Here is a 24,374-nt window from a genome sequence, read left to right as displayed (position 1 = left end):
GATCCGTGCCGCCGCGTTGCGTGGTGATCCGTCATGACGCATCGTGGTTGGGTACGCCGTCGGGGACGGAGGGTGTGCGCCGGCCCCGGAATCTTTCGAGAGTCGCAGGAGCGTGAGCACGATGCAGCATGATCTTCACTCCGTCGGGCGCCGCATCATCGAGTTGCAGATCGAACACCGCGATCTCGACTTCCTGATCGACAAATTGCTGATGGAGCCGGCGTACGATGAACTTCAGGTCACGCGGCTCAAGAAGCGCCGTCTGAAAATCAAGGACACGATCACCCTGCTGCAAGTGCAGCAAATGCCGGACCAGCCCGCCTGAGCGCGGACACCGCGCAACGTTTGCGACACGCGCCCGAGCGTCGGCGCGATTGCTTTTTTCATTGCCGGCGTTGCGAATCCTGTACCCGTGATTCGCGACACCTTTGAGTTTTCTTGCCGTTTTGACCGATTCCTCCGCCGCCTCCAGCGAATTTCCCGACATCTCCCCAAGCCCCGCCGAGACGCCTACGTTCCATGGACTCAAGCCGCTTGCCGCCAAGCGCGAGCGCGAGTTGCAGGAGATCTTCGGCGACGGCGGGATGCTGGCGCGCGCGATCGATGGCTATCGCTCGCGCGAACCGCAAACCGAGATGGCGCGCGCCGTGGCCGCCGCGATGGATACGCACGACACGCTGATTGCCGAAGCCGGGACCGGCACGGGCAAGACCTACGCGTATCTCGTGCCCGCCATGCTCTGGGGCGGCAAGACGATCATCTCGACCGGCACCAAGCACTTGCAGGATCAGATTTTCGCGCGCGATATCCCCACGGTGCGCAAAGCGCTGGCGGTCCCCGTGACGGTGGCCATGCTCAAGGGGCGTGCGAATTACCTGTGTCACTACTATCTGGAACGCGCCCAGCAGGAAGGGCGCTTCGCGTCACGGCATGAGGCGGCGCAGTTGCGCGAGATCGTGACGTTCGCGCAAATCACGCACAGCGGCGACAAGGCCGAACTGGCGTCGGTGCCGGAGAATGCGCCGATCTGGGCGCAGGTCACGTCCACCCGCGACAACTGTCTGGGTCAGGAGTGCCCGCGCTACAAGGATTGCTTCGTGATGCAGGCGCGCAAGGAAGCGCAGCAGGCCGATCTCGTCGTCGTCAATCACCACCTCTTCTTTGCGGACGTGATGCTGCGCGACACGGGCATGGCCGAACTGCTGCCGAGCGCGAATACGGTGATCTTCGACGAAGCGCATCAGTTGCCCGAGACCGCCACACTGTTCTTTGGCGAGACCGTCTCGACGGGGCAACTGCTCGAACTGGCCCGCGACTGCGTGGCCGAAGGGCTGATCCACGCGCGCGATGCGGCCGACTGGGTCAAGCTCGGGGCGAGCCTCGAACGGGCGGCGCGCGATGTGCGCCTGACCTTTGGGCAGGACAATACGCGAATGTCGGTGGCGCAATTGGCCGACGATCACGAATTGTTCGGCGCGCTCGACAGCGTGGACGTTGCGTTGCAGGACATGATCGAGACGCTCCAGCACCAGGCCGAGCGGGCCGAGGCGCTGGGCACTTGCTTGCGTCGCGCGCTGGAGTTGCATCAGCAACTCGAGCGTTGGCAGACGGGGGCGACACCGCCCGCGCCCGGCGAGGCGCCATTACCGTTGCTCGATCCGGATGCGCCGCGTGTCACCGATGGCAAGCGAGAAAAAGCCGCCAAGGCGCGCGAGGCAGATGCCGCGCGGTTGGCGGCTGAAGCGAAGTCGGTGTCGGGAACTTCGACGGGCGAGGGGGCAGCGGAGAAAACCTACACGCCGCCGGAGACGGTGCGCTGGATCGAGGTGTTCTCGCAGGCGGTGCAATTGCATCAGACGCCGCTCTCGATTGCGCCGATCTTTTCGAAACAGCGCGCCGGTGCGCCGCGGGCCTGGATCTTCACGTCGGCCACGTTGTCGGTGCGTGGCAATTTCATGCACTACGCGGCGCAGTTGGGCCTTGACGCCGGCAAGTCGCTCACGTTGGCCAGTCCATTCGATTATCCGAATCAGAGTCTGCTCTACGTGCCGCGCGGATTGCCGCAACCCTCGGCGCCGGGCTTCACCGACGCTGTGCTCGACGCCGCCTTGCCGGTGCTCGAAGTGAGCGGGGGGCGGGCCTTCGTTCTGTGCACGACGTTGCGTGCGGTCAACCGCGCGGCGGAGCGCTTGCGTGATGAGTTCGATCGCCGTGGCTGGCCGTATCCGCTGCTAGTGCAGGGCGAGGCGAGCCGAACCGAATTGCTCGATCGTTTTCGCGCCCTCGGCAATGCCGTGCTGATCGGCAGCCAGAGTTTCTGGGAAGGGGTGGATGTGCGTGGCGAGGCCCTTTCGCTCGTCATCATCGACAAATTGCCGTTTGCGCCGCCTGACGACCCGGTGCTGGCCGCGCGGCTCGATGCGCTCACGAAGAAGGGGCTGAGTCCGTTTGCCGTGCATCAGTTGCCGCAGGCGGTCATCGCGCTCAAGCAAGGGGCGGGGCGGTTGATTCGTTCCGAGGCGGATCGTGGCGTACTGATGATTTGCGATCCACGTCTGGTCGATAAGCCTTATGGGCGCCGGATATGGCAGAGCCTGCCGCCGTTCAAGCGCACGCGTGAGCTGCCCATCGTGCGTGGCTTCTTCGACGAGATTGCGGCCGACGCGGGCGACTGACGCGCTGACGGGGCGTCGGCAGGGATAGGGCGGCGCGGGCGGCGCGCACCGATTCGTCGACGGCGTCGATGGGCCTCAGTGCCGAAGGCATCGCCTGCAGAAGCAAAAAAGCCCTCGCGCGAGCGAGGGCTTTTCCATCGTGCAGGCCGCGACGACGTTTAACGCCAGAGCTGCCACCAGGACTTCTTGTCGCCGCTGGTGTCGGTGCGATGGCCGACGGTCAGATAGCCGCTCTTCGGATAGGTCTTTTCCATCACGCGACGGGCATCGTCACGCAGCTCGGTCATGCCGAGTTTGTCGTACGACTTGATCATGATGCCCAGCGCGTCTTCCAGCGCCGGCGCCTGATCGTAGTCCTTCAGCGCGCTTTGTGCACGATTGACCGCCGCGAGGTAGGCGCCGCGACGATAGTAGTACTCGGCGGCATGCACATCGTGGGCGGCCATGGCGTTGACGGCATAGCGCATGCGCAGCGCAGCGTCGTTCGCGTACTTGCTGCTCGGATAGTGTTCGACCAGGTACTTGAAGCTGTCGTAGGCCGCGCGCAGTGCCTTCGGGTCGCGTTCGCTGAGATCCTGTCCCGAGAAGCGGCCGAACAGGCCCAGGTCGTCATTGAAGTTGATCAGACCCTTGAGGTAATAGGCGTAATCGATCGACGGGCTGTCCGGATGCAGTCGGATGAAGCGATCGATGGCGGTGAGCGCCTGCGCCGGCTCGTTGTCCTTGTAATAGGAATAGGCCGTGTTGATTTGCGCTTGCTGGGCGTGCGGGCCGAACGGGTCGCGCCCTTCGAGCAACTCGTAGTATTTGGCGGCCTTCGTGTAGTCGCCGCTATCGAAGCTGTCCTTGGCTTCCGAGTATAATTTGTTCGTCGACCAGCCGGCCGTTTCGTCGACCTTCTCCGGCAGAATGCCGCAGGCGGCAAGGCTGCCGACCACGACTGCGGCCAGCGTCAGATGTTTGACAAGTTTCAGGGCTTGCATGCTCGTTAGCTTCACTTCTCGATGACCCATTCAATTCTGCCGGATTATAGCGTAACCGCCTCATTTGCCACGGAAAATGCGGAGGATTCGTCTGACGACGACCTCGATTCGCTTCCAGAGGCTTTCCCCAGCGCGGCCGATGGCCTCCTTTCCGAGGCGTCCTTGCCCGGTGCCGCCTCGTCGGGCGGGGCGGGCGTCGGCGCGCCGCTCAGCGCCACGCTGCCCGAGTCGCTCGCCGGGGAGCGACTCGACAAGGCGCTTGCCCAATGTTTTCCCGAATACTCCCGCAGCCGTTTGCAGGCGTGGGTCGAAGACGGTCGCGTCACACTCGATGGCGAGGCCGCCAAGGTGCGCCAGAAGGTGGCCGGCGGTGAGGCCGTGCTCATCACCCCGGCGGCGCTGCCCGAACAACTCGCGTTTGCCCCCGAGCCGGTGCCGCTCGAAGCCGTCTACGAGGACGCAACACTGGCGGTCTTCAACAAACCGGCGGGCCTGGTCGTGCATCCGGCCGCGGGGAACTGGTCCGGGACATTGCTCAACGGCCTGTTGTATCGCTATGGGCAAGCGGCCGCCGATCTGCCGCGCGCCGGTATCGTTCACCGGCTCGACAAGGAGACGTCCGGCCTGATGGTCGTGGCGCGCACGCTGGTGGCGCAAACCGATCTGGTGCGCCAGTTGCAGGCGCGTACCGTCAAGCGTCATTACGCGGCGCTGGTATGGGGACGTCCCCCGCAACGCACCGTCGTGGACGCCCCCATCGGTCGTGATCCGCGCGAGCGCACCCGCATGGCGGTCGTGCCGGGGCAAGGCGGCAAACCGGCGCGCACGCGTGTTGTGACTGTCGCCAGTGCAGAATGGGAAGGTTCCCCGGTGTCGCTCGTGCTTTGCTCGCTCGATACGGGCCGTACGCACCAGATTCGCGTGCATCTATCGCACCTCGGCCATTCGTTGTTGGGCGACCCGCTTTACAAGCCTCGACATAAACGTCCGGTGCTGCCGGGCGAATTCGCGCGTCAGGCGCTGCATGCCTGGCGACTGGGTTTGATTCATCCCGACGACGGCCGTTTCGCGCACTGGCAAGCGCCGTTGCCCGACGACCTGCGCCAGCTCATGACCACGCTTGGACTCGACTTCGATTTTTCCACGCTCCCCGATTCGCTCGATGACTTCTTCCCTGCCTGAGCAAGACCTGATGCCTGCGGACTGGATCATCCCGGACTGGCCCGCCCCGGAGAACGTCCGTGCTGTCTTCACGACGCGCGCTGGCGGTGTGAGCCAAGGGCCGCAAGCCACTTTCAATCTGGGTGTCAAGGCGGACGACGATCCCGCCGCCGTTCGCATCAATCGTGCGTTGCTCGCGGCACGCACCGGGGTGCCGTCGGCGTGGGTGGCGCAAATCCACGGCCCGCGCGTGGTCGATGCGCAAGCGGCGCTCGAGGCGGCGCAAGCGGGTGAACCGTTGCAGGCGGATGCCAGCGCGACGAACGCGCCCGGTGTGGCAAGCACCGTCATGGTGGCGGACTGCCTGCCGGTGCTGCTGTGCGACGTGCAAGGGCGTGCGGTGGCCGCCGCGCATGCCGGGTGGCGTGGACTTTGCGCCGGCGTGATCGAGCAGACGGTGCTGGCGTTGCGAGCGCGCTTGCCGAAGGGCGAGGCCGACGCGCCGGTGCTCGCATGGCTCGGTCCCTGTATTGGCCCGCAAGCGTTCGAGGTCGGGCAAGAGGTGGGCGAGGCGTTTCTCGCCGCGGCGACGCCGGACGAGCGTCAAGCGACGCAGGCCGCGTTCATCCCGCATGGCGATCCGGACGCGGGAAAGTCGTTGGCGGATTTGTGTGCGCTCGCGCGGTTGCGACTGGCCCGCGAGGGCGTGACGCAGGTCTCGGGCGGGCAGTGGTGTACGGTCAGCGATCCGGCGCGTTTCTATTCCTACCGTCGCGACCGGACGACGGGGCGCATGGCAGCACTGGTGTGGCGCACTACCTGACGCCGTCCACGTCGCGGCCGGCTTCATCAGGGGAGACAGGTCAATGTGGCGGCGCAGGTGGCGCAGGTGGCGTAGGTGGCGTAGGTGCGGTAGGGGGTGTCGGGGATGCCGTGGGTGTAGAGGCCGAGCGCGGCGTGGTGTCGTGATCGGGTGGAGAAAGGGTTTGGGTGACGGCGTCATCGGGGCGCAGCCGGCGGGCACGCCGCATCCGACTTCCTGCGATGTAGAGCCAGAGTACCGTCGGGGCGAGGCCGCCGCCGAGAAAGATAACGATACCCAGTGCAATGCTCGGTGCGGTGATGGCAACCATCGCAATGACATAAAGCCAGCCGAGAATGATGATCAGCATCGGGACAAACGCGTATTCAAATCGGTGGGACGACAAAAAATGCAGGCAGGACGTACGTTGCAAGCATTGACACGCTTGCGCGCGCACGCAAGAATGCTTCGCAGGTGGGGCGGATCGCTAAGCAAGCGCTGCGTGCCACCGCGTTTCGGGCGCCGCCCGTGAACGCAACGAACGTGACACTCAGGCTACCATGAATCGCGCCAGTGCCAACTTCGATCCGGCCTCGTTTGCCGCCTCGTTTGCCAAGCAGTTTCCCTCCGCTTCGCTCTCCGCTCAGGACATGTCGCAGTGGTTCAAGGCCGCCCAACAATTGTTCGGGGCGATGCCGGGGGTTGCCGGCCCGTCATTCTCCGCCGCCCCTGGGGCACCCTCTGCCGCGAATCCGTTCGCGGGGCTTTTCGATCTCCTGGGCAAGGCGGGCAGCCTGCCGCCGCCGACGTCATTGCACGTCGATCCGGCGCGTCTGAATGCGCTTCAGACGGAATACGCCCGCGAATTTTCCGAACTTGTCGCCAGCTTCGCGCAACCTGGACTGGACTCTGCGCCTGCGCTGGGCGACCGGCGTTTCGCGGGCGATGGCTGGCGCAATCCGTTCTACGCCTTGCCCGCGGCGTTGTATCTGCTCAATGGTCGCTTCCTGCTGCGCATGGCCGAGCTGGTCGATGCCGACGCCAAGACGCGCGAGCGGATTCGGTTTGCCATCGAGCAATGGGTAGCGGCCAGTTCGCCGGCCAACTTCATTGCGACCAATCCCGACGCGCAGCAGCGCCTCGTGCAGACGAAGGGCGACAGTCTGCTCAACGGCATGCAGCACCTGCTTGCCGACATGGGCAAGGGCAAGGTGTCGCAAACCGATGAGACGGCGTTCGAAGTCGGTCGCAACGTGGCGACGACCGAAGGCGCTGTGGTCTTCGAGAACGACCTGATCCAGCTCATCCAGTACAAACCGCTCACGCCGACGGTGCATCAGCGCGCGCTGCTCGTCGTGCCGCCGTGCATCAACAAGTACTACATCCTCGACCTGCAGCCCGAGAACTCATTGATCCGCTACGCGGTGGAGCAGGGCAACACGGTGTTTGTCGTGTCGTGGCGCAACCCCGATGCGTCGCTCGCGCACAAGACGTGGGACGACTATGTGGGCGAGGGGCCGATTGCGGCAATCGACGTGGTGCGCGAGATCAGCGGGCAGCCGCAGATCAACGCGCTCGGCTTCTGCGTCGGCGGGACGTTGCTCGCCGCCGCGCTTGCGGTATTCGCCGCGAAGGGTCAGAAGGGCGCCAGGTCGCCGGTCGCGAGCGTGACCTTGCTGACGACGCTGCTGGACTTTTCCGATACCGGCGTGCTCGACGTCTTCATCGACGAGCCGCATGTGCAATTTCGCGAGCAGACGATCGGCGGTGGCGCCGGGCGTGCGCCGGGCCTCATGCGCGGCGTGGAGCTGGCGAATACGTTCTCGTTCCTGCGCCCGAACGACCTCGTCTGGAATTATGTGGTCGACAGCTATCTGAAGGGCAATGCGCCTCAGCCGTTCGACTTGCTGTACTGGAACGGTGATGGCACCAATCTGCCGGGGCCGATGTTCTGTTGGTACCTGCGCCATCTGTACCTGCAGAACGAATTGAAGCGGCCGGGCGTGGTGCAGACGTGCGGTGTGCCGCTGGATCTGGGCGGCATCGATGCCCCGGCATACGTGTTCGGTTCGCGCGAGGATCACATCGTGCCGTGGACGTCGGCGTTCCGTTCGCTGCCGTTGCTTGGCGGCGAACGTCGCTTCGTGCTTGGTGCCTCCGGTCACATCGCGGGCGTGGTCAATCCGCCGGCCAAGAAGAAGCGCAGCTACTGGCGCAACGACGACGTGGGTGTCGATGCCGACGATTGGTTGGCCGGCGCGACGGAACACCCCGGCAGTTGGTGGAGCGACTGGAGCGAGTGGCTGGCGGGCTATGCAGGAAAACGCGTCAAGGCGCCGAAAGCCTATGGTAATGTTGTTTATGCCCCTATCGAACCGGCGCCCGGTCGCTACGTGAAGGCCAAGGCCTGAACGAGCGGCAACGACGGGCATCCCCCGCGGGTTCGACTCATTTGAAAACGAGGAAAGTGACATGACGGATATCGTAATTGTGTCGGCTGCGCGCACCGCGGTCGGTAAATTTGGCGGCTCGCTCGCCAAGGTGGCGGCGCCGGATCTGGGCGCCATCGTGATCGACGAAGTTCTCAAGCGCGCGAAGCTCAAGGGCGAGGACGTGAGCGAAGTCATCATGGGTCAGGTGCTCACGGCGGGCTCGGGCCAGAACGTGGCGCGACAGGCATCGATCAAGGCAGGGCTGCCCGCCATGGTGCCGGCCATGACGATCAACAAGGTGTGCGGCTCGGGCCTGAAGGCCGTGATGCTCGCTGCCAACGCGATCACCGCGGGCGACGCCGACATCGTCGTGGCGGGCGGTCAGGAAAACATGAGCGCCGCGCCGCATGTGCTGCCGGGCTCGCGTGACGGGTTCCGCATGGGCGACGCCAAACTGATCGACACGATGATCGTCGATGGCCTGTGGGACGTGTACAACCAGTTCCACATGGGCATCACGGCAGAGAACGTCGCCAAGGAATATGGCATCACCCGTGAAATGCAGGACGCGTTTGCTGCCGCTTCGCAGAACAAGGCCGAGGCCGCGCAGAAGGCCGGCCGCTTCGACGCGGAGATCGTGCCGGTCTCGATTCCGCAGCGCAAGGGCGATCCGCTGGTGTTCAACACCGACGAATTCGTCCGCCACGGCGTGACGGCCGAGTCGCTCGCGGGCCTGAAGCCTGCATTCGCGAAGGACGGCACGGTGACGGCGGCCAATGCCTCGGGCATCAACGACGGCGCCGCGGCCGTGGTCGTGATGTCGGCCAGGCGCGCTGAACAATTGGGCCTCACGCCGCTCGCGCGCATCGTGGCGTATGCGAATGCGGGCGTCGATCCGAAGGTGATGGGCATCGGCCCGGTGCCGGCATCGCAGCGTTGCCTTTCGCGTGCGGGCTGGAAGGCCAGCGATCTGGACCTGATGGAAATCAACGAAGCCTTTGCGGCGCAGGCACTGGCCGTGAACCAGCAGATGGGCTGGGACACCTCGAAGATCAACGTGAACGGCGGCGCCATCGCCATCGGTCACCCGATCGGGGCGTCGGGCTGCCGTATTCTCGTGACGTTGTTGCACGAGATGGCGCGCCGTGATGCGCGTCGCGGTCTGGCCTCGCTGTGTATCGGCGGCGGCATGGGCGTTGCGTTGGCGCTCGAGCGCGTCTGACGCGTCTTGGAACAGCGTTTGACAACAATCGAATCGGTATCGCCCGTGCGTCCAGTGCGCATGGGCGCACGCTGAAGTCGGCAGGAGACGAAAGGCACGCGTGGGAACGCGCGCCTTGTGCGTCAGTCAATTGGCAGTCGCAACAGGCGGCAGAGATGTCGCTATTTTTGGGGGAAGCTTTCCATGACTCAACGCATTGCATATGTGACAGGTGGGATGGGCGGTATTGGTACGTCCATTTGCCAGCGGCTGCACAAGGATGGCTTCAAGGTCGTGGCGGGATGCGGGCCGAATTCGCCGCGCCGCGTGAAGTGGCTTGAAGATCAGAAAGCGTTGGGGTTCGACTTCATCGCATCCGAAGGGAACGTCGGTGACTGGGAATCGACCAAGGCCGCGTTCGACAAGGTCAAGGCCGAAGTCGGCGAGGTCGACGTGCTGGTGAACAATGCGGGCATCACGCGCGACGTCGTCTTCCGCAAGATGACCCGCGAAGACTGGGATGCGGTTATCGACACCAACCTCACGAGCCTGTTCAACGTGACCAAGCAGGTCATCGAGGGCATGTGCGAGCGTGGCTGGGGCCGCATCATCAACATCTCGTCGGTCAACGGACAAAAGGGTCAGTTCGGTCAGACGAACTACTCGACGGCCAAAGCCGGTATCCATGGCTTCACGATGTCGCTCGCGCAGGAAGTGGCGACCAAGGGTGTGACCGTCAACACGGTGTCGCCGGGGTATATCGGCACGGACATGGTGCGCTCGATTCGTCAGGACGTGCTCGACAAGATCGTGGCGACGATTCCGGTCAAGCGCCTGGGCGAACCGGGCGAGATCGGTTCCATCGTGGCATGGCTGGCGTCGGAAGACTCCGGCTTCTCGACGGGGGCGGACTTCTCGCTCAACGGCGGCCTTCACATGGGCTGAGCGGGAACGGGGCGTGGGTGCCGGCCAGTCGTGCGCCACGCGCCCTGTTGCGGGTTAGGGCTTTGCCGCATAGCAGCAAACGTCCTAGAATCGATAATATGTGACTAACCCCGACCGCCGGTCGGGGAAGTCCTTCATAAATGCAGGAAACCCACCGCATGGCCGCGAGCAAGAAGACTGACGAACGCCTGATCAAAAAGTATCCGAACCGGCGTCTGTACGATACCCAGACCAGTACGTACATCACCCTTGCCGATGTGAAGCAATTGGTGCTCGAGACCGAGGAGTTCAAGGTTGTCGATGCCAAGTCGGGCGAGGATCTGACCCGCAGCATTCTGCTGCAGATCATTCTGGAAGAAGAGACCGGCGGTGTGCCGATGTTCTCGAGCGCCATGCTGTCCCAGATCATCCGTTTCTACGGACATGCGCTGCAGGGCATGATGGGCACGTATCTCGAGAAGAATATCCAGACGTTCATCGAAATTCAGAACAAGCTGGCCGATCAGTCGAAAGGCATCTACGAAGGCGCGGCCTTCAATCCCGACGTCTGGGCGCAATTCATGAACATGCAGGCGCCGATGATGCAGGGGATGATGACCAACTACATCGAGCAATCGAAGAACCTGTTCGTGCAGATGCAGGAACAGATGCAAAGCCAGGCGAAGAACATGTTCAGCACGTTCCCGTTCCCGGGGGCGCCGGGCGCACCGGGCGACCCGAACAAGAAGCCCTGAACGGGTTGCCGGCGGTGCGGTGCGGCACGGGGCGAGCGTCGCGACGATCGGCAACATAGTTGGAACGCCCTACGGGCGAACAGGGTAAAATACGCGGTTGTTCGCCGCAGGGCAGTGCTTGCGGCGTTTTCGGCGAAGGGTGGGCGCTGCGTTACGCGCGACACCGTGTCATCGCCGCAGCCGCGCGAGGCAGGGCTCAGGCCAAGGCTTCGCCGGTCGAACGTTACCCGAATTTACTCACAGGATTTCGCCCCATGTCCCGCCCATCGCCCGCCGGCACCCCCAAGGTCGGCTTCGTTTCGCTCGGCTGCCCCAAGGCGCTGGTCGACTCCGAGCAAATCCTGACGCAACTGCGCGCCGAAGGTTATGACATCGCCGGTACCTATGACGGTGCCGATCTCGTGGTGGTCAACACGTGTGGCTTCATCGACGACGCCGTCCAGGAAAGCCTCGACGCCATCGGCGAGGCACTGGCCGAGAATGGCAAGGTGATCGTCACCGGCTGCCTGGGCGCGAAGAAGGACGCCGCCGGTCAGGACATCGTGAGCGCCGTGCACCCGAAGGTGCTGGCCGTCACCGGCCCGCATGCCGTGGGCGAAGTGATGAGCGCGGTGCATACCCATCTGCCGAAGCCGCACGATCCTTTCTCCGACCTTGTGCCGCCCGCCGGCATCAAGCTCACGCCGCGTCATTACGCGTATCTGAAGATCTCCGAAGGCTGCAATCACCGCTGCACGTTCTGCATCATTCCGTCGATGCGCGGCGATCTCGATTCGCGCCCGGTGGCCGAAGTGATGCTCGAGGCCGAGAACTTGTTCAAGGCCGGTGTGAAGGAGCTGCTGGTGATCTCGCAGGACACCAGTGCGTACGGTGTCGATGTGAAGTACCGCACCGGATTCTGGGCAGGGCGTCCGCTCAAGACCCGCATGACCGAACTGGTCACGGCGCTCGGCGAGTTGGCCAAGCAATATGGCGCATGGGTGCGTTTGCACTACGTCTATCCGTACCCGCACGTCGACGAGATCATTCCGCTCATGGCCGAGGGGCACATCCTCCCGTATCTCGACGTGCCGCTGCAACACGCGCATCCGGACGTGCTCAAGCGCATGAAGCGCCCGGCCTCGGGCGAGAAAAATCTCGAGCGCATTCAGACGTGGCGCAAGCTGTGTCCGGATCTGACGATCCGCAGCACGTTCATCGCGGGTTTCCCGGGCGAGACGGAAGCGGAGTTCGCGTATCTGCTGGACTTCCTGCGCGAAGCCGAACTGGATCGCGTGGGGTGTTTTGCCTATTCACCGGTGGAAGGGGCCAAGGCCAACGAGTTGCCGGGGGCGTTGCCCGACGAGGTGCGTGAGGAACGCCGCGCACGCTTCATGGAAGTGGCCGAGGAGATCTCGGCGCAGCGTCAACAGCGCAAGGTCGGCACGACGATCCAGGTCATCGTCGACGAGATCAATCAGGACGGTGGTGTGGCCCGCTCGGCGGCCGACGCCCCGGAAATCGACGGCCTCGTGTACATCGAGCCCACCCCGAAGGCCGCCAAGCGGCTGAAGATCGGTGAGTTCGTGAACGTCACCGTGACCGGCGCCGACGGCCACGATCTGTGGGGCGAGGTGGTCTGATGGCGCTCACGCCTACGTCAATCCCGCAAGTGCTGGCCATGGGGGAAGCCATGGTCGAGTTCAACCAGTCGCCCGGCGACGCCCGCCAGTATTTACAGGGCTTCGGCGGCGACACGTCCAACTTTGCCATCGCGGCGCGTCGCCAGGGGGTGAGCACGGGCTTCGTGAGCGCGCTCGGCGATGACCGCTTCGGTCGCATGCTGCTTGATCTGTGGCGCGAGGAAGCCGTCGATACGAACTTGGTTCGCGTCGATGCGCAGGCGCCGACCGGCGTCTATTTCGTGTCGCACGACGAGAGCGGGCACCATTTCGACTATCTGCGCGCGGGGTCTGCGGCGAGCCGTTATTGCCCGCAGGATCTGCCGCGCGAGGCGTTGGCGGGGGCCGCCTTCCTGCATCTGTCGGGGATCAGCCTGGCGATCAGCGCAAGCGCCTGCGATGCCGCTTTCGAGGCGATGTCGATAATCCGCGCGGCTGGCGGCAACGTGTCGTTCGATACGAATCTGCGCCTGAAGCTGTGGCCGCTGGCCCGTGCCCGCGCCACGATGCGCGAAGCCTTCCGCCTGACCGACGTCTGCCTGCCGAGCTGGGACGACGTGACGGCGGTCACCGGGCTGGACGATCGCGATGCCATCCTCGACGCACTACTGTCCTACGGCGTGAAGGTTGTGGCGCTCAAGCTGGGGCGCGAGGGCTGCTACGTCGCCACGCCAGACGAGCGTCGTATCGTCGCGCCGCATCCGGTCAAGGCCGTTGACGCTACCGGGGCCGGCGATTGCTTTGGCGGGGCCTTTGTGGCCCGTCTGGCGCTGGGCGACGATCCGTTCGCGGCGGCGCGCTACGCGAACGTCTGCGCAGCGTTGTCGACGACCGGATACGGCGCCGTCGCACCCGTCCCGCGCGCCGAGCAGGTGCTCCAGACACTGGCGGGCTGATCCGCCATCAACGCATGACCTGCCGGGGCACGCCGATGCCCCGGCTTCCCCTTCGCTTCGCCCGCAATCTCACTCATCGAAGTTTCCCTCCAGTGCGCCGGACATCGCGGTAACTCCCGTGGCGCTATACTCGTTGCCAGCTGATATTCATCCGGAGAAGAGACATGCAACGAGAAGTCGTGATCGTCAGCGGTGTGCGCACCGCGATTGGAGATTTTGGCGGCAGCCTGAAGGATTTCGCACCGACGCAGCTCGGTGCCATCGTCGCGCGCGAGGCCATGGCGCGCGCTCAGGTTGGCGGCGACGACGTCGGCCACGTGGTGTTCGGCAACGTCATTCACACCGAACCCAAGGATATGTATCTGGCCCGCGTGGCCTCGATCGAGGCAGGTGTTAGCCAGCATGCGCCGGCGATGACCGTCAATCGCCTGTGCGGCTCCGGTCTTCAGGCGGTCGTGTCCGCCGCGCAGTCGATTCTGCTGGGCGACACGGACGTGGCGATGGCGGGCGGTGCGGAGAGCATGAGCCGGGCCCCGTACGTGATGCCGGGTGCCCGCTGGGGCACGCGCATGGGCGAATCGCGTCTGGTCGACATGATGCTCGGCGCGTTGCACGATCCCTTCGCCAACATTCATATGGGCGTGACCGCAGAGAACATCGCCAAGAAATGGGGTATCACGCGCGACGATCAGGACCGTCTCGCGGTCGAGTCGCATCAACGCGCCGCGCGCGCCATGGCGGCTGGCTATTTCAACGACCAGATTGTGCCCATCGCGATCAAGTCGAAGAAAGGCGACGTGTCGTTCACGACCGATGAACACGTGCGCGCGGATGTGACGCTGGCCGACATGGCGAAGCTGCGTCCCGTATTCGAGAAGGACGGCACCGTCACTGCCGGGAATGCATCGGGTCTGAACGACGCCGCCGCCGCCCTGATCCTCATGGAGCGCGCCGAAGCCGAGCGTCGCGGCGCCAAGCCACTCGCGCGCCTGGTCAGCTATGCCCATGCCGGTGTCGATCCGAACTATATGGGCATCGGGCCGGTGCCGGCGTCGCGCAAGGCGCTGGAGCGCGCCGGACTCAAGGTCGACGACATCGATGTCGTCGAAGCCAACGAGGCGTTCGCGGCCCAGGCGTGTGCGGTCACGCGCGATCTCGGCTTCGATCCGGCCAAGGTGAATCCGAACGGTTCCGGCATTTCGCTGGGACACCCGATCGGCGCGACCGGTGCGCTGATCACGGTCAAGGCCTTGCACGAGTTGCAGCGCATCGGCGGACGCTACGCGCTGGTGACCATGTGCATTGGCGGCGGTCAGGGCATTGCCGCCGTGTTCGAGCGCGTGTAAGTTACTCCCGGGGGCCGGTGTCGTTGCCGGCCCGAGTCTTTCCGGAGCCGTAATGACGCAAGACAATCGTAAGCCCCTCGATACGCCGGAAGCCAACGGCTGGCACTGGCAAACGAATATTCTGCATACCGACACGCATGTGCCGGCAGGGTTTGCCGCGATGCCGGTGCCCGTCGCCCGTGCATCGACGGTGATCTTCCCCGATCTGGCCGCCATGCGCGCGCTCGACTGGAAGAACGACAGCCAGTGGCGCTATGGTCTGCACGCCACCCCTACGTCGATGGAGTTGATGCGGCGACTGGCGGCGCTCGAGGGCGGCAAGCACTGCCTGCTGTTTCCCTCGGGGCTTGCCGCAATCTCCAACGTGTACTTCGGTCTCGTCAAAAGTGGTGACGACGTCCTCATCCCGGACAATGCCTACAGCCCGAACCGAGAGCACGGCGACTGGCTCGCCGAGTCGTTCGGTATCTCGGTGCGCTATTACGATCCGATGATCGGCGACTCCATCGGTGCGCTGATTCAGCCCAATACGCGGGTGATCTGGCTCGAGGCCCCGGGCTCGGTGACGATGGAGGTGCCCGACGTGCCGGCCATCGCGCGGGTGGCGCGTGAGCGTGGGGTGCTCACCGCCATCGACAACACGTATTCCGCTGGCCTGGCGTTCCGTCCGTTCGATCACGGCGTGGATATCTCGGTGCAGGCCCTCACCAAGTACCAATCGGGCGGCAGCGACGTGCTGATGGGCTCGGTCGTGACGGTCGACGACACCGTGCACCACCGTCTGAAGCAGGCGCGCATGCGCATGGGCGTCGGGGTGTCGGCCGACGATTGCAGCCTCGTGTTGCGCAGTCTGCCGAACATGCAACTGCGTTTCGAGGCGCACGATCGTGCCGCAATGACGTTGGCGACGTGGCTGGGCACGCGTGACGAAATCTCGGCGGTGCTGCATCCGGCATTGGACGATTGTCCCGGCCATGCGCATTTCCGCCGTGACTTCACGGGCGCGGGCGGCCTGTTCTCGGTGGTGTTCGACGAGCGCTACACGCCCGCGCAGGTCGACGCGTTCATCGAAGGGCTGCGCTTGTTCAAGATCGGTTTCAGTTGGGGCGGGGCGCACAGCCTGGTCGTGCCGTATCGCGTGCCGTCCATGCGCACTGCAACGCCGTGGCCGCACAAGGGTGCACTGGTGCGTTTCTACGTCGGGCTCGAAGACGTGCGCGATTTGCAGGCCGATATCGACGCGAGTCTGACGGCGCACCTCGGCGCCTGACGGACGGGGCGGGCGCTCCCCCGAACCTCTTGAAAGCGGGGGCGCATCGCCGGCACATCGTGCCGGCGACGGTCAATCCTTGCGGAACAGCGACAGCACCGCGTCCAGTCCGGCGTAGTTGAGCGCGACGGACGCCTTTTCCCGCACCACCGGTTTCGCACGAAATGCCACCGAGAGTCCGGCGATGGCCATCATCTGCAGGTCGTTCGAGCCATCGCCCATGACGATTGCCTGATCGGGGCGGGCGCCGAGCTGCGTCGCCACTTCCGTCACGGTGCGTGCCTTGACCTCGGCATTGACGATTTCGCCGAGCACACGGCCTGTGAGCTTGCCGTTGACGATCTCCAGCGTGTTGGCGCGGGTCACATCCAGATTCAGACGCGTCTTCAATCGTTCTGTGAAGAACGTGAAGCCACCGGACACCAGCAGCGTGCGGATGCCGAGTGCCTGCACGCCGTGCAGCATCGTTTCGGCGCCGGGCGAGAGTTGCAGGCGCTCGTCGAAGACCTTTTCCAACGCGCTAGCATCGAGTCCCTTGAGCAGTGCCACGCGTCGCGTGAGGCTCTCGTTGAAATCCTTGATCTCGCCGCGCATGGCGGCTTCGGTGATGGCCGAGACTTCCGCCTTCAGTCCACAGTAGTCGGCAATTTCGTCGATGCACTCGATGGTGATGAGCGTCGAGTCCATGTCCATGGCCACCAGCTTGAAGTCCGTGAGGCGGCGGTGGCTGTCGACGAGGACCGTGTCGACCTCGTGCTGCTGAGCGAACGCGCCCATCGCCGCGCGCAGGGCGGGCGTGTCGACGACGTCGGCAATGCGTGCCGCGCCCGGGGTGAACGTGACGTTCGCGCCAGGGACGAAAGCGCCGACGGCCGCTTGCAGGTGAGACGGGAATTCGGTGGCGGGCGTCGCCGGGGTAGTGGCGGTGGCGGGCGGCGTGCCGCCCAGAATGACGAGATCGTGGGCCATCGTGAAGTCGAGAGTCGTGCGTTTTGCTTGCGATCGACATTCTACCGGGTTGCGGCGATTCGACGCTGGTTTCCCGAAGTTTCCCCGAGGGGGCGTGTCATCCGGGCCGTCAATCGTCCCGCCCCGGACGCCTCGCCTCAGCCATCGTGGGCGACGCGACGTGCGCGGCTTGGTGGAAGCGCGTCGAACTTGTGCCAGACGCGTCGCAGATGCCGGCTCGACCCGAAGCCGGTGCGCTCGGCGATGCGCTCCAGATCGAGCTGGCTATTGCCGAGCATTTCGCGCGCCAGCGCGATGCGCAGCCGATGCAGGTAATCGATGGGCGCGACGCCCGCGTGCTCGCGAAAGAGCCGGGTCACGTGCCGCTCGCTCGCGCAAGCGATGTCCGCCATCGAGGCGAGCGTCCAGTCGTGCGCGGGATCGGCGGCGATGGCGTCCTGCACGCGATGCAGTGCCGGGTGCAAATGATTGCGGCCTTCGAGCCACGGGGACAACTGCGGGTCGGCGCCCGCGCGTCGGGCGTAGACGACCATCTGGCGCGCAACGGCCGCCGCGCACAGCGGGCCGGTGGCATCGGCGATGAGCGTGAGCATCAGATCGAGGCCGGTGGTCACGCCCGCGCTCGTCCACACATTGCCGTCATGCACGTAAAGCCGATTGTCGGCCACCCGGGCACTTGGTGCCAACGTGCGCAGGGCGTCGCAACTGCCGTGATGCGTGGTGCAGGCGCGGGCGTCGAGCAGTCCCGCGCGTGCGGCCAACAGCGCGCCAGTGCAGATGCAGGCCAGTTGATGCGTGGAACGTACGACGCGCTGAAGCCAGGCGATGGCAAGGGACTCGGCATCTTCCGGGGACGCTACCGAGACGTCCGGTGCCGTGCCGCCGTCTACCGCCGGCACCGGAACCCGCACCGGCACCGGCAGCGGCTTTTCGACGGTTCCCGTGACGACCAGCCAGGCGTCGTCGGGGATCTCGTCCGGCAATACCGCGAGCGGCGAGACGCACAGGCCGATCGACGTCGCCACCGTGGGCTGCGTGCCGACGTAATGCAACACAAAGCGCACGTCGTCCTGCTGATGATTGGCGATGCGCAAGGCTTCGGCGGGTGCCGCCACGTCGAGCAGCAGCGCATCGGGCATGACCAGCAGGTAGACGGGTTGCAATCGCGGCATCGCAGCGGGCATTCAGGTCAGATTCGGACAACGTGTGCGGGTTGAACTCGACATTACACCGCGGCGAGCGCTTCCTCAACCGTCACGATGCGAGCGAAGCGATCGACGAGCACGGTCTCCGTGCGCTCCTTCAACTCCGCGACCGACAGCTCGCGCCCGGTGCGCGGGTGCTGCATCGGGAACGTGAGGGTGGCCTCGGTGACGAAGTCCACCGCATAACCGGCGTCTGACGCGGCGCGCGTGGTCGTCTCGCAGCACTGCTCGGTGCGGATGCCCGAGACGATCAGGCGTGTGATGCCATGCTCGACGAGCCATGCGCCGAGCGTGGAGCCGGCCAGGGCGCTGTGCTTGACCTTGTCCACCGTGAATGCCGGGGCGATGCGCAGTTCTTCGAGCGTGCGTACGAAGCCGGAATCGCGCGAGAACGCGCCCGAGCCAATGTGGAAGACCTGCACGACAGGCACGCCGCGCGCCACGGCGCCGTCGACCAGTGCCTGCTGGCGATCGAAATACGTGGCGAGATCGTCTTCGCGCCAGTACGGGCGCTGGCGGAATGATTCCTGGGCGTCGATGACGAGCAGGGCGGTGCGGGAGGTTTGGGCGGCTTGGTTTTGCGACATGAACGACTCCGTAGGGTCAGGTGACGATGGGGACATCTTATGGCGTCTCCCGACGCCCCGACAGCCCACCCGCAGACCGGAACCGGACGGATCCGGACATCAGGTTGGGCGACGCGTCGCCTCGGTCGTCTCCGTCGAGTCAGTCGAACCTATGGAACTCGTCTCCCGTCTCCCGCCTCCCCGATCGAACCCACCAACCCCACCAACCCCGTCAACCCCGTCAACCCCGTCAACCCCGTCAACCCCGTCAACCCCGTCGAACCTGCGCGCCACCCTCGCTATCGGCGCGTCGGACGCTCAGATCGCGACGCTTGTGCCAATGCCCGCGGCTTGGGCGCGCTCATACAGCGCGGCGGCAAGCGCAACATCCTGCGCGCCCATGCCGAGCGATTTGAACAACGTGACGGCTTCGGCATCGGTGCGTCCGGGGTGCTTGCCAATGACCAGCTCACCGAGTTCCGCGAGCAGGTCCTCCGGCCCGATGCCGCCCTCGGCGGCTGCGGCAAGATAGTCGCCGGATTCGTGGATCGTCGACTCGCGCCGGTCGACGAACAATTGCGCACGCGCCATGAGCGCGGTGTCGGCCTCGCGGTGACGCGGCGTGCTGCTGCCCACCAGGTTGACGTGCGTGCCCGGTGCAATCCAGCCGGCTTGCAATACCGGGTCAGTGGCGTTGGTCACTGTGACCACGATATCGGTGTCGCGCACGGCCGCTTCGACGCTCTGCACGGCTTCGAGGCGAAAGCCGTAGTTCGGTTGTTCCCTGTCGACGAACGCCTGCGCGCTCGCGAGCGAGCGGCTCGCGACGCGCACGTGTCGCAGTTCGCGCGCCGCGGCAAGCGCCGCGAGATGCCAGTGCGCCTGATGACCGGCGCCGATCAGCGCGAGACGCGTGGCGTCGTGGCGGGCGAGTCGCCGTGTCGCGAGCCCCGTCACGGCGGCGGTGCGAATGCCGGTGATCTCCGCCGCGTTCATGATCGCGAGGAGTTCCCCCGTCAGGCCGCTCATCAACAGGACGCAGCCTTGATGCGGATCCTTGCCGAGGGTGCTGTTGCCGGGAAAGAAGGTGCCGACCTTAGCGCCGTAGACCGGCATGCCGGCCGCCGTGCCGCCCAGGAACGCGGGCATCATGCCGAGCATGCCCTTCGCGCCGAGCGCCTCGGGCGGACGGATGATCTGGCGCAACGGCAGGTGAATCTGCTCGCGGGCCAGGGCGCCGAACATCTCGGACATGACGGGAATCGCATCCGCCACGGGCATGAGCGCGGCGATTTGCGAGGCGTCGAGCAGCAGTACGGGCGGCGTGGGCGAGGTGGCGGACATGCGGCATCCTGGTGAAGGGGCGGGAAAGACGTGTTGGAATGTGCCGGAAAGGTCTGAAAGCGGCTGGCGCTCACGCGACGACGCGACCCTGGGGTCGCGTCGGAGAGCCGCACGACAGCCGCACGACTGCGACGTGAAGTCGCTCAACTGCTCGCTTCGGCCGCGAGGGCGGCTTCGATATGCCGGTTGAACGTAGCCGTGTCGGTGTTGGTGCCGCACAGCAGCACCCCCACGCGCTGGCCCACGAGTTTTTCACGCAGCGGGCCCATCAGCGCGGCGGTAGCCGCGGCACACGCCGGCTCCACGGCCAGCTTCAGTTGACGGAACAGCGTGAGCATGCCCGCGCGCATCTGGTCGTCGGTCACTGTGACCAGTTCGTCGATATGACGGCGGCACAGCGTGTAGCTGTACAACTCCGAGTGCGGTGCCATCAGGCTGTCGGCAATGCCGCTCATCGATCCCATCTTGACGGGGCCGCCCGTGGCGAAGCTTTGTGCCATCGAGTCGGCACCCGCCGGCTCCACACCGTACACCTTCACGTGCGGGGCGAACCGCTTGAACGCCGTTGCCACGCCGGCAATCAGCCCGCCGCCGCCGATGGGCACGATCACGGCGTCGAGATCGGGGGCTTGCTGTGCCCACTCGTAGCCCAGCGTGGCCGTGCCCAGCACGGTGCGGTAACCGTTGAACGGATGCACGAAGTAGCGGCCTTCCTCTTGCTCCACACGCTTGACCATCTCGAACGCCTCATGGACGTTTTCCGCCAAGATCAGCTCGGCGCCATACTCGCGGCACAGCGAGGAGCGTGCCGGGCTGGCGGTCTTGAGCATGACCGTCTTGGCGGAGATCCCCATCGCTTGCGCGGCATAGGCGACCGCCACGGCATGGTTGCCGGCGGACACACAGGTCACGCCCGCCTTGCGCTGCGCGTCGTCGAGCGAGAGCAGGTTCGAGAACGCGCCGCGCGCCTTGAATGTGCCGGACGCCTGCAGCAGCTCGTACTTGAACGTCACCTGGGTGTCGCCCAGCGTTGGAAAGTCGCTGCGCGTGAACACCGGCGTCGTGCGCACATACGGGCGCAGCTTGTCGTGCAAGGCGGCGATGGCGTCGCGGGTCGGAACGGGTTGCCCGTCGAGGGTCTCGGCGTGCGGGGCAGGGGTCGGTTGCGTCACTGGGACATGGTCTCCGTCGTGTGGGATACCCGGGATGGGCGCGCACCGGGTGAACGGGTGCGCGCCCCGCGACCCGGGGCCGTTAGACCTTCGCCGAGATCAGCGTAGCCCGAGCTTGCGGGTGCGCAGCAGCGCGGTAATGCTGATGAGCGCGGCGAAAATCAGGTAAAAGCTCGGCGCAAGTTTGTTGCCCGTGGCGCCGATGAGCCACGTGATGATAAACGGGGCGAAGCCGCCGAATACCGTTGCTGCGATGTTATACCCGAGCGAGAGGCCGGTGGTGCGTACCTGGACCGGAAACAATTCCGTGAGCAGGGCCGGCAGGGCGCCGAAATAGGTCGTCATCAGCAGGCCGAGCACGATCTGGAAGGCCATCAGTGCGCCGAACGTCGGGTTCGCGTCGAGTACACGGAACATCGGGTAGACGAGCACCAGCAGCGCGACGGCGGCCGTGAGCATCGGCTTGATCCGGCCGTGGGTATCCGACCAGTGGCCGACAATGGGGGCAACGATCAGTTGCACAACGCCCGTGAGCAACACCGCCGAGAACGCGGCCGACGACGGCAGGCCCAATTGCTTGACCGCGTACGTCGGCATGTAGAGCACCAGGTAGGTCGCCACGGTGGCCATCACGACCACGCCGATGGCGAGCAGCAGGCGCTCCTTCTGGCTGGCGAACGTGTCGCGCAGCGGGCTCTGCGTGGGCTCGATGTCGAGGAATTCCGGCGTTTCGTCCAGACGTCGGCGAATGTAATACGCGACCGGACCGATCATCAGGCCGAAGAAGAACGGCACGCGCCAGCCCCACGACATCATGGCTTCCGGCGACAGATTGCCGGTCAGCAGCGCACCGAAACCGGCGGCGAGCAGCGTAGTGAGCCCTTGCGAGGCGACTTGCCAGCTCGAGAAGAAGCCGCGGCGTTGCGGCGCGTGCTCGGCGAGAAACGCGGTCGCGCTGCCGAATTCGCCGCCCGCCGAGAAGCCCTGCACCATGCGGGCGATGACGATACCGACCGGTGCCAGCACGCCGATGGTGGCATACGTTGGCATAAGTGCAATGAGCAGCGTGCCGACCATCATCATCAGAATCGACAGGGTGAGGGCCGCCTTTCGGCCTGCGCGGTCGGCGTAGGCGCCGATCACGATGGCGCCCAGCGGGCGCATGAAGAACGACACGCCGAACGTGCCGAGGGTGAGCAGCAGCGACACGGTGTCGTTGCCGGTCGGGAAGAACAGTTTGGCAATGGTCACGGCGAAGAAGCCGTACACCACGAGATCGAACCATTCGAGGGCGTTACCGATCGAGGCCGATACGATCACACGCCACGCGTGCGGGGAAGTGCGGGCGGCCGAGGCCGTCGTGTTGGGGGCTGCGCTTGCGCTCATGGGCGAGATCTCCGATACCTGTCTGACGTACGTGATGGTTATCTAGCAGAAGGATGTCCTGTGCGCCCTTGCGATAGGCGTCTGGTACTGCGTGCTGCCGACTACGTACTACGTACTGCTAACGGCATGCCGCGGGTGTGCTAACGCCATGCATATTGCATTCGACCCGGTGGCCTTGGCGGATGCCGCGTTGGCACCGCCAAGTCGCCGGGCGAGGGGCCGGCCGCCGGCATCCGGTTGGCGTCCGGTAGGCGCCGGGTCGGCACCCGTTCGGCATCAGACCCCGTTGCAACGTCAATCGACACGTCCGCCTGAGCGAGTCAGACGTTGCTTCAGTCGTCGCCTCGATTGTTCGCTTCAGTCGTCGCCTCAGGCGCCGACAGTGTTGCTGCGAATCAGCTTGCGCAGGAACGACTCGCACTGCGCGATCTGCTCCAGCGACACGAACTCATTGGGCTTGTGCGCCTGTTCGATATTGCCCGGGCCGCACACGATCGACGGTACGCCCGCACGCTGGAACTGACCGGCTTCGGTGCCGTAGGCGACCTTGCGCTTGTCGGTATCCTTGGTCAGCGCGCGCACGAGTTGCGTAATGGCGTCCTGCTCCGAGGCGTCCAGCGCCGGGGCGGCGGCAATCCGCTTGAACTCGATGCCCGCGTTCGGGTGCTCTTTCTGCATCTTCGGGATCAGCTCGTCCGTGGCGTATTGCTGAATGCGCTGGAAGATGCCATCGGCGTCCACACCCGGCAGGTTGCGGTATTCGAAGACGAACTCGCACAGCGCCGGGATCGTGTTTAGGGCGATACCGCCCGAGATCGTGCCCGTCTGCGCCGTGGTGAACGGCACGTCGAACAATTCGTCGAACGGGCCATTCTGCTTGAAGTGGTCGGCCAGATCGCGGATGTAGCAGATCAGGCGGGCGGCGTATTCGATTGCGTTCGAGCCCTTCGGTGTGAGCGACGAGTGCGCCGCATGACCACGCACACAGCACTGGTAAGCGTTGATGCCCTTGTGGGCGACGATCACGCGCATGCTCGTCGGCTCTCCGACGATGCAGCCGTCCGGGCGGATGCCGCGCTCACGCAATTCGGCGAGCATGACCGGTGCGCCCACGCAACCGATTTCCTCGTCGTAGGAGAACGCAAAATGGAACGGCGTCTTGAGCTTGGCGTCGCGCATTTCCGGCAGCAGCGTCATGACCGAGCCGATGAAGCCCTTCATGTCGCACGTGCCGCGGCCGTAAAGATTGCCGTCGCGCACCACCGGCTTGAACGGGTCGGTGTCCCACGGCTGGCCGTCGACCGGCACCACATCGGTGTGGCCCGAGAGCACGATGCCACCTTGGGTGTTGCCGTCCGCGGCGGGCAGCGTCACGAACAGATTCGCCTTGCGCTGCGTGGCGTCGTAAGAGAGCCACGGTGCCACACCGGCATGCTTGAGGCTGTCGCGCACCGTCTCGATCAGGCCGAGGTTCGATTCGCGGCTGGTGGTGTCGATGCTGACCAGCTTCGTGATCCAGTCGAGCGATGCCGGCGGGGCCTCGTTGGCGGCCTGCGGGGCGATGGCTTGGGGGGAAGCGCTTGTCATTCGAATCTCCGGGAATCTCCGGTCGGACGTGACTACGTA

Annotated in this window: 21 protein-coding genes; 12 read left to right on the top strand and 9 right to left on the bottom strand. The window is 65.1% G+C overall.

Annotation, left to right across the window (positions count from 1 at the left end; translation table 11 throughout):
* The first annotated feature begins 121 nt into the window (after positions 1-121).
* Together PEP31012_RS09395 and PEP31012_RS09390 are read left to right on the top strand one after the other, a co-directional pair.
* Positions 122-325: a YdcH family protein gene (locus PEP31012_RS09395; protein WP_150589082.1), complete on the top strand. Its 204-nt coding sequence runs from the start codon at positions 122-124 to the stop codon at positions 323-325.
* A 121-nt stretch (positions 326-446) separates the two neighbouring features.
* Positions 447-2,675: an ATP-dependent DNA helicase gene (locus PEP31012_RS09390; RefSeq protein ID WP_150589081.1), complete on the top strand. Its 2,229-nt coding sequence runs from the start codon at positions 447-449 to the stop codon at positions 2,673-2,675.
* A 158-nt stretch (positions 2,676-2,833) separates the two neighbouring features.
* On the opposite strand, the gene PEP31012_RS09385 is transcribed toward PEP31012_RS09390, so the two are convergent.
* Positions 2,834-3,658: an outer membrane protein assembly factor BamD gene (locus PEP31012_RS09385; protein WP_150589080.1), complete on the bottom strand. Its 825-nt coding sequence runs from the start codon at positions 3,656-3,658 to the stop codon at positions 2,834-2,836.
* Between the two features lie 21 nt (positions 3,659-3,679).
* Here PEP31012_RS09385 and PEP31012_RS09380 point away from each other — a divergent pair, with 21 nt between their 5' ends.
* Positions 3,680-4,840: an RluA family pseudouridine synthase gene (locus tag PEP31012_RS09380; RefSeq protein WP_174978177.1), complete on the top strand. Its 1,161-nt coding sequence runs from the start codon at positions 3,680-3,682 to the stop codon at positions 4,838-4,840.
* Positions 4,821-5,642, top strand: coding sequence for a peptidoglycan editing factor PgeF (gene pgeF, locus PEP31012_RS09375; protein ID WP_425494942.1), 822 nt, complete (start codon positions 4,821-4,823; stop codon positions 5,640-5,642). The genes PEP31012_RS09380 and pgeF overlap by 20 nt, the downstream gene beginning before the upstream one ends.
* A 40-nt stretch (positions 5,643-5,682) precedes the next feature.
* Here the strand turns inward: pgeF and PEP31012_RS09370 are convergent, their stop codons facing one another.
* The gene (locus PEP31012_RS09370) at positions 5,683-5,991 is read right to left on the bottom strand and encodes a hypothetical protein (RefSeq protein WP_150589079.1); all 309 of its coding nucleotides are present in this window, start codon (positions 5,989-5,991) and stop codon (positions 5,683-5,685) included.
* Between the two features lie 190 nt (positions 5,992-6,181).
* Here PEP31012_RS09370 and phaC point away from each other — a divergent pair, with 190 nt between their 5' ends.
* From phaC to PEP31012_RS09330, 8 genes are all read left to right on the top strand, one after another.
* Positions 6,182-8,032 carry a class I poly(R)-hydroxyalkanoic acid synthase gene (gene phaC, locus PEP31012_RS09365; RefSeq protein ID WP_174978176.1) on the top strand — a complete coding sequence of 617 codons (1,851 nt, stop codon included), beginning with the start codon at positions 6,182-6,184 and terminating at the stop codon, positions 8,030-8,032.
* Between the two features lie 61 nt (positions 8,033-8,093).
* Positions 8,094-9,275: an acetyl-CoA C-acetyltransferase gene (locus PEP31012_RS09360; RefSeq protein WP_150589078.1), complete on the top strand. Its 1,182-nt coding sequence runs from the start codon at positions 8,094-8,096 to the stop codon at positions 9,273-9,275.
* A gap of 183 nt (positions 9,276-9,458) precedes the next feature.
* A complete protein-coding gene (locus PEP31012_RS09355) occupies positions 9,459-10,199 on the top strand; it encodes a 3-ketoacyl-ACP reductase (protein WP_150589077.1) in 741 nt (246 codons plus the stop codon).
* Positions 10,200-10,357: 158 nt separating this feature from the next.
* Positions 10,358-10,933 carry a polyhydroxyalkanoate synthesis repressor PhaR gene (gene phaR / locus PEP31012_RS09350; RefSeq protein WP_150589076.1) on the top strand — a complete coding sequence of 192 codons (576 nt, stop codon included), beginning with the start codon at positions 10,358-10,360 and terminating at the stop codon, positions 10,931-10,933.
* Between the two features lie 254 nt (positions 10,934-11,187).
* A complete protein-coding gene (rimO, locus tag PEP31012_RS09345; RefSeq protein WP_150589075.1) occupies positions 11,188-12,555 on the top strand; it encodes a 30S ribosomal protein S12 methylthiotransferase RimO in 1,368 nt (455 codons plus the stop codon).
* Positions 12,555-13,490, top strand: a complete 936-nt coding sequence (locus PEP31012_RS09340; RefSeq protein ID WP_150589074.1) for a sugar kinase — start codon at positions 12,555-12,557, stop codon at positions 13,488-13,490. The genes rimO and PEP31012_RS09340 overlap by 1 nt, the downstream gene beginning before the upstream one ends.
* 164 nt (positions 13,491-13,654) lie before the next feature.
* On the top strand, positions 13,655-14,836 hold the full coding sequence (gene bktB, locus PEP31012_RS09335) for a beta-ketothiolase BktB (protein ID WP_150589073.1): 1,182 nt from the start codon (positions 13,655-13,657) through the stop codon (positions 14,834-14,836).
* Between the two features lie 52 nt (positions 14,837-14,888).
* Positions 14,889-16,106 carry a cystathionine beta-lyase gene (locus PEP31012_RS09330; RefSeq protein WP_150589072.1) on the top strand — a complete coding sequence of 406 codons (1,218 nt, stop codon included), beginning with the start codon at positions 14,889-14,891 and terminating at the stop codon, positions 16,104-16,106.
* 72 nt (positions 16,107-16,178) lie between these two features.
* On the opposite strand, the gene serB is transcribed toward PEP31012_RS09330, so the two are convergent.
* From serB to argE, 7 genes are all read right to left on the bottom strand, one after another.
* Complete coding sequence (gene serB / locus PEP31012_RS09325) at positions 16,179-17,075, bottom strand: phosphoserine phosphatase SerB (protein WP_150589071.1); 897 nt, start codon at positions 17,073-17,075, stop codon at positions 16,179-16,181.
* A 137-nt stretch (positions 17,076-17,212) separates the two neighbouring features.
* Positions 17,213-18,247, bottom strand: a complete 1,035-nt coding sequence (locus tag PEP31012_RS09320) for a GlxA family transcriptional regulator (protein ID WP_150589070.1) — start codon at positions 18,245-18,247, stop codon at positions 17,213-17,215.
* 53 nt (positions 18,248-18,300) lie between these two features.
* On the bottom strand, positions 18,301-18,867 hold the full coding sequence (locus tag PEP31012_RS09315; protein ID WP_150589069.1) for a cysteine hydrolase family protein: 567 nt from the start codon (positions 18,865-18,867) through the stop codon (positions 18,301-18,303).
* 297 nt (positions 18,868-19,164) lie between these two features.
* Positions 19,165-20,190, bottom strand: a complete 1,026-nt coding sequence (locus PEP31012_RS09310) for an ornithine cyclodeaminase family protein (protein ID WP_150589068.1) — start codon at positions 20,188-20,190, stop codon at positions 19,165-19,167.
* Between the two features lie 143 nt (positions 20,191-20,333).
* Positions 20,334-21,362 carry a threonine/serine dehydratase family protein gene (locus PEP31012_RS09305; protein WP_150589067.1) on the bottom strand — a complete coding sequence of 343 codons (1,029 nt, stop codon included), beginning with the start codon at positions 21,360-21,362 and terminating at the stop codon, positions 20,334-20,336.
* Between the two features lie 99 nt (positions 21,363-21,461).
* Positions 21,462-22,748 carry an MFS transporter gene (locus PEP31012_RS09300; protein WP_150589066.1) on the bottom strand — a complete coding sequence of 429 codons (1,287 nt, stop codon included), beginning with the start codon at positions 22,746-22,748 and terminating at the stop codon, positions 21,462-21,464.
* A 369-nt stretch (positions 22,749-23,117) separates the two neighbouring features.
* Entirely contained in the window at positions 23,118-24,335 is a 1,218-nt protein-coding gene (gene argE, locus PEP31012_RS09295; protein ID WP_150589065.1) for an acetylornithine deacetylase, read from the bottom strand.
* Positions 24,336-24,374: the final 39 nt, after the last annotated feature.

Origin of the sequence: Pandoraea eparura, from assembly GCF_902459725.1 — a bacterium.
GTDB classification, from domain to species: Bacteria; Pseudomonadota; Gammaproteobacteria; order Burkholderiales; family Burkholderiaceae; genus Pandoraea; species Pandoraea eparura.
Note: the sequence above shows the minus strand (reverse complement) of the source record. Positions and strands in the feature narration are given on the sequence as shown.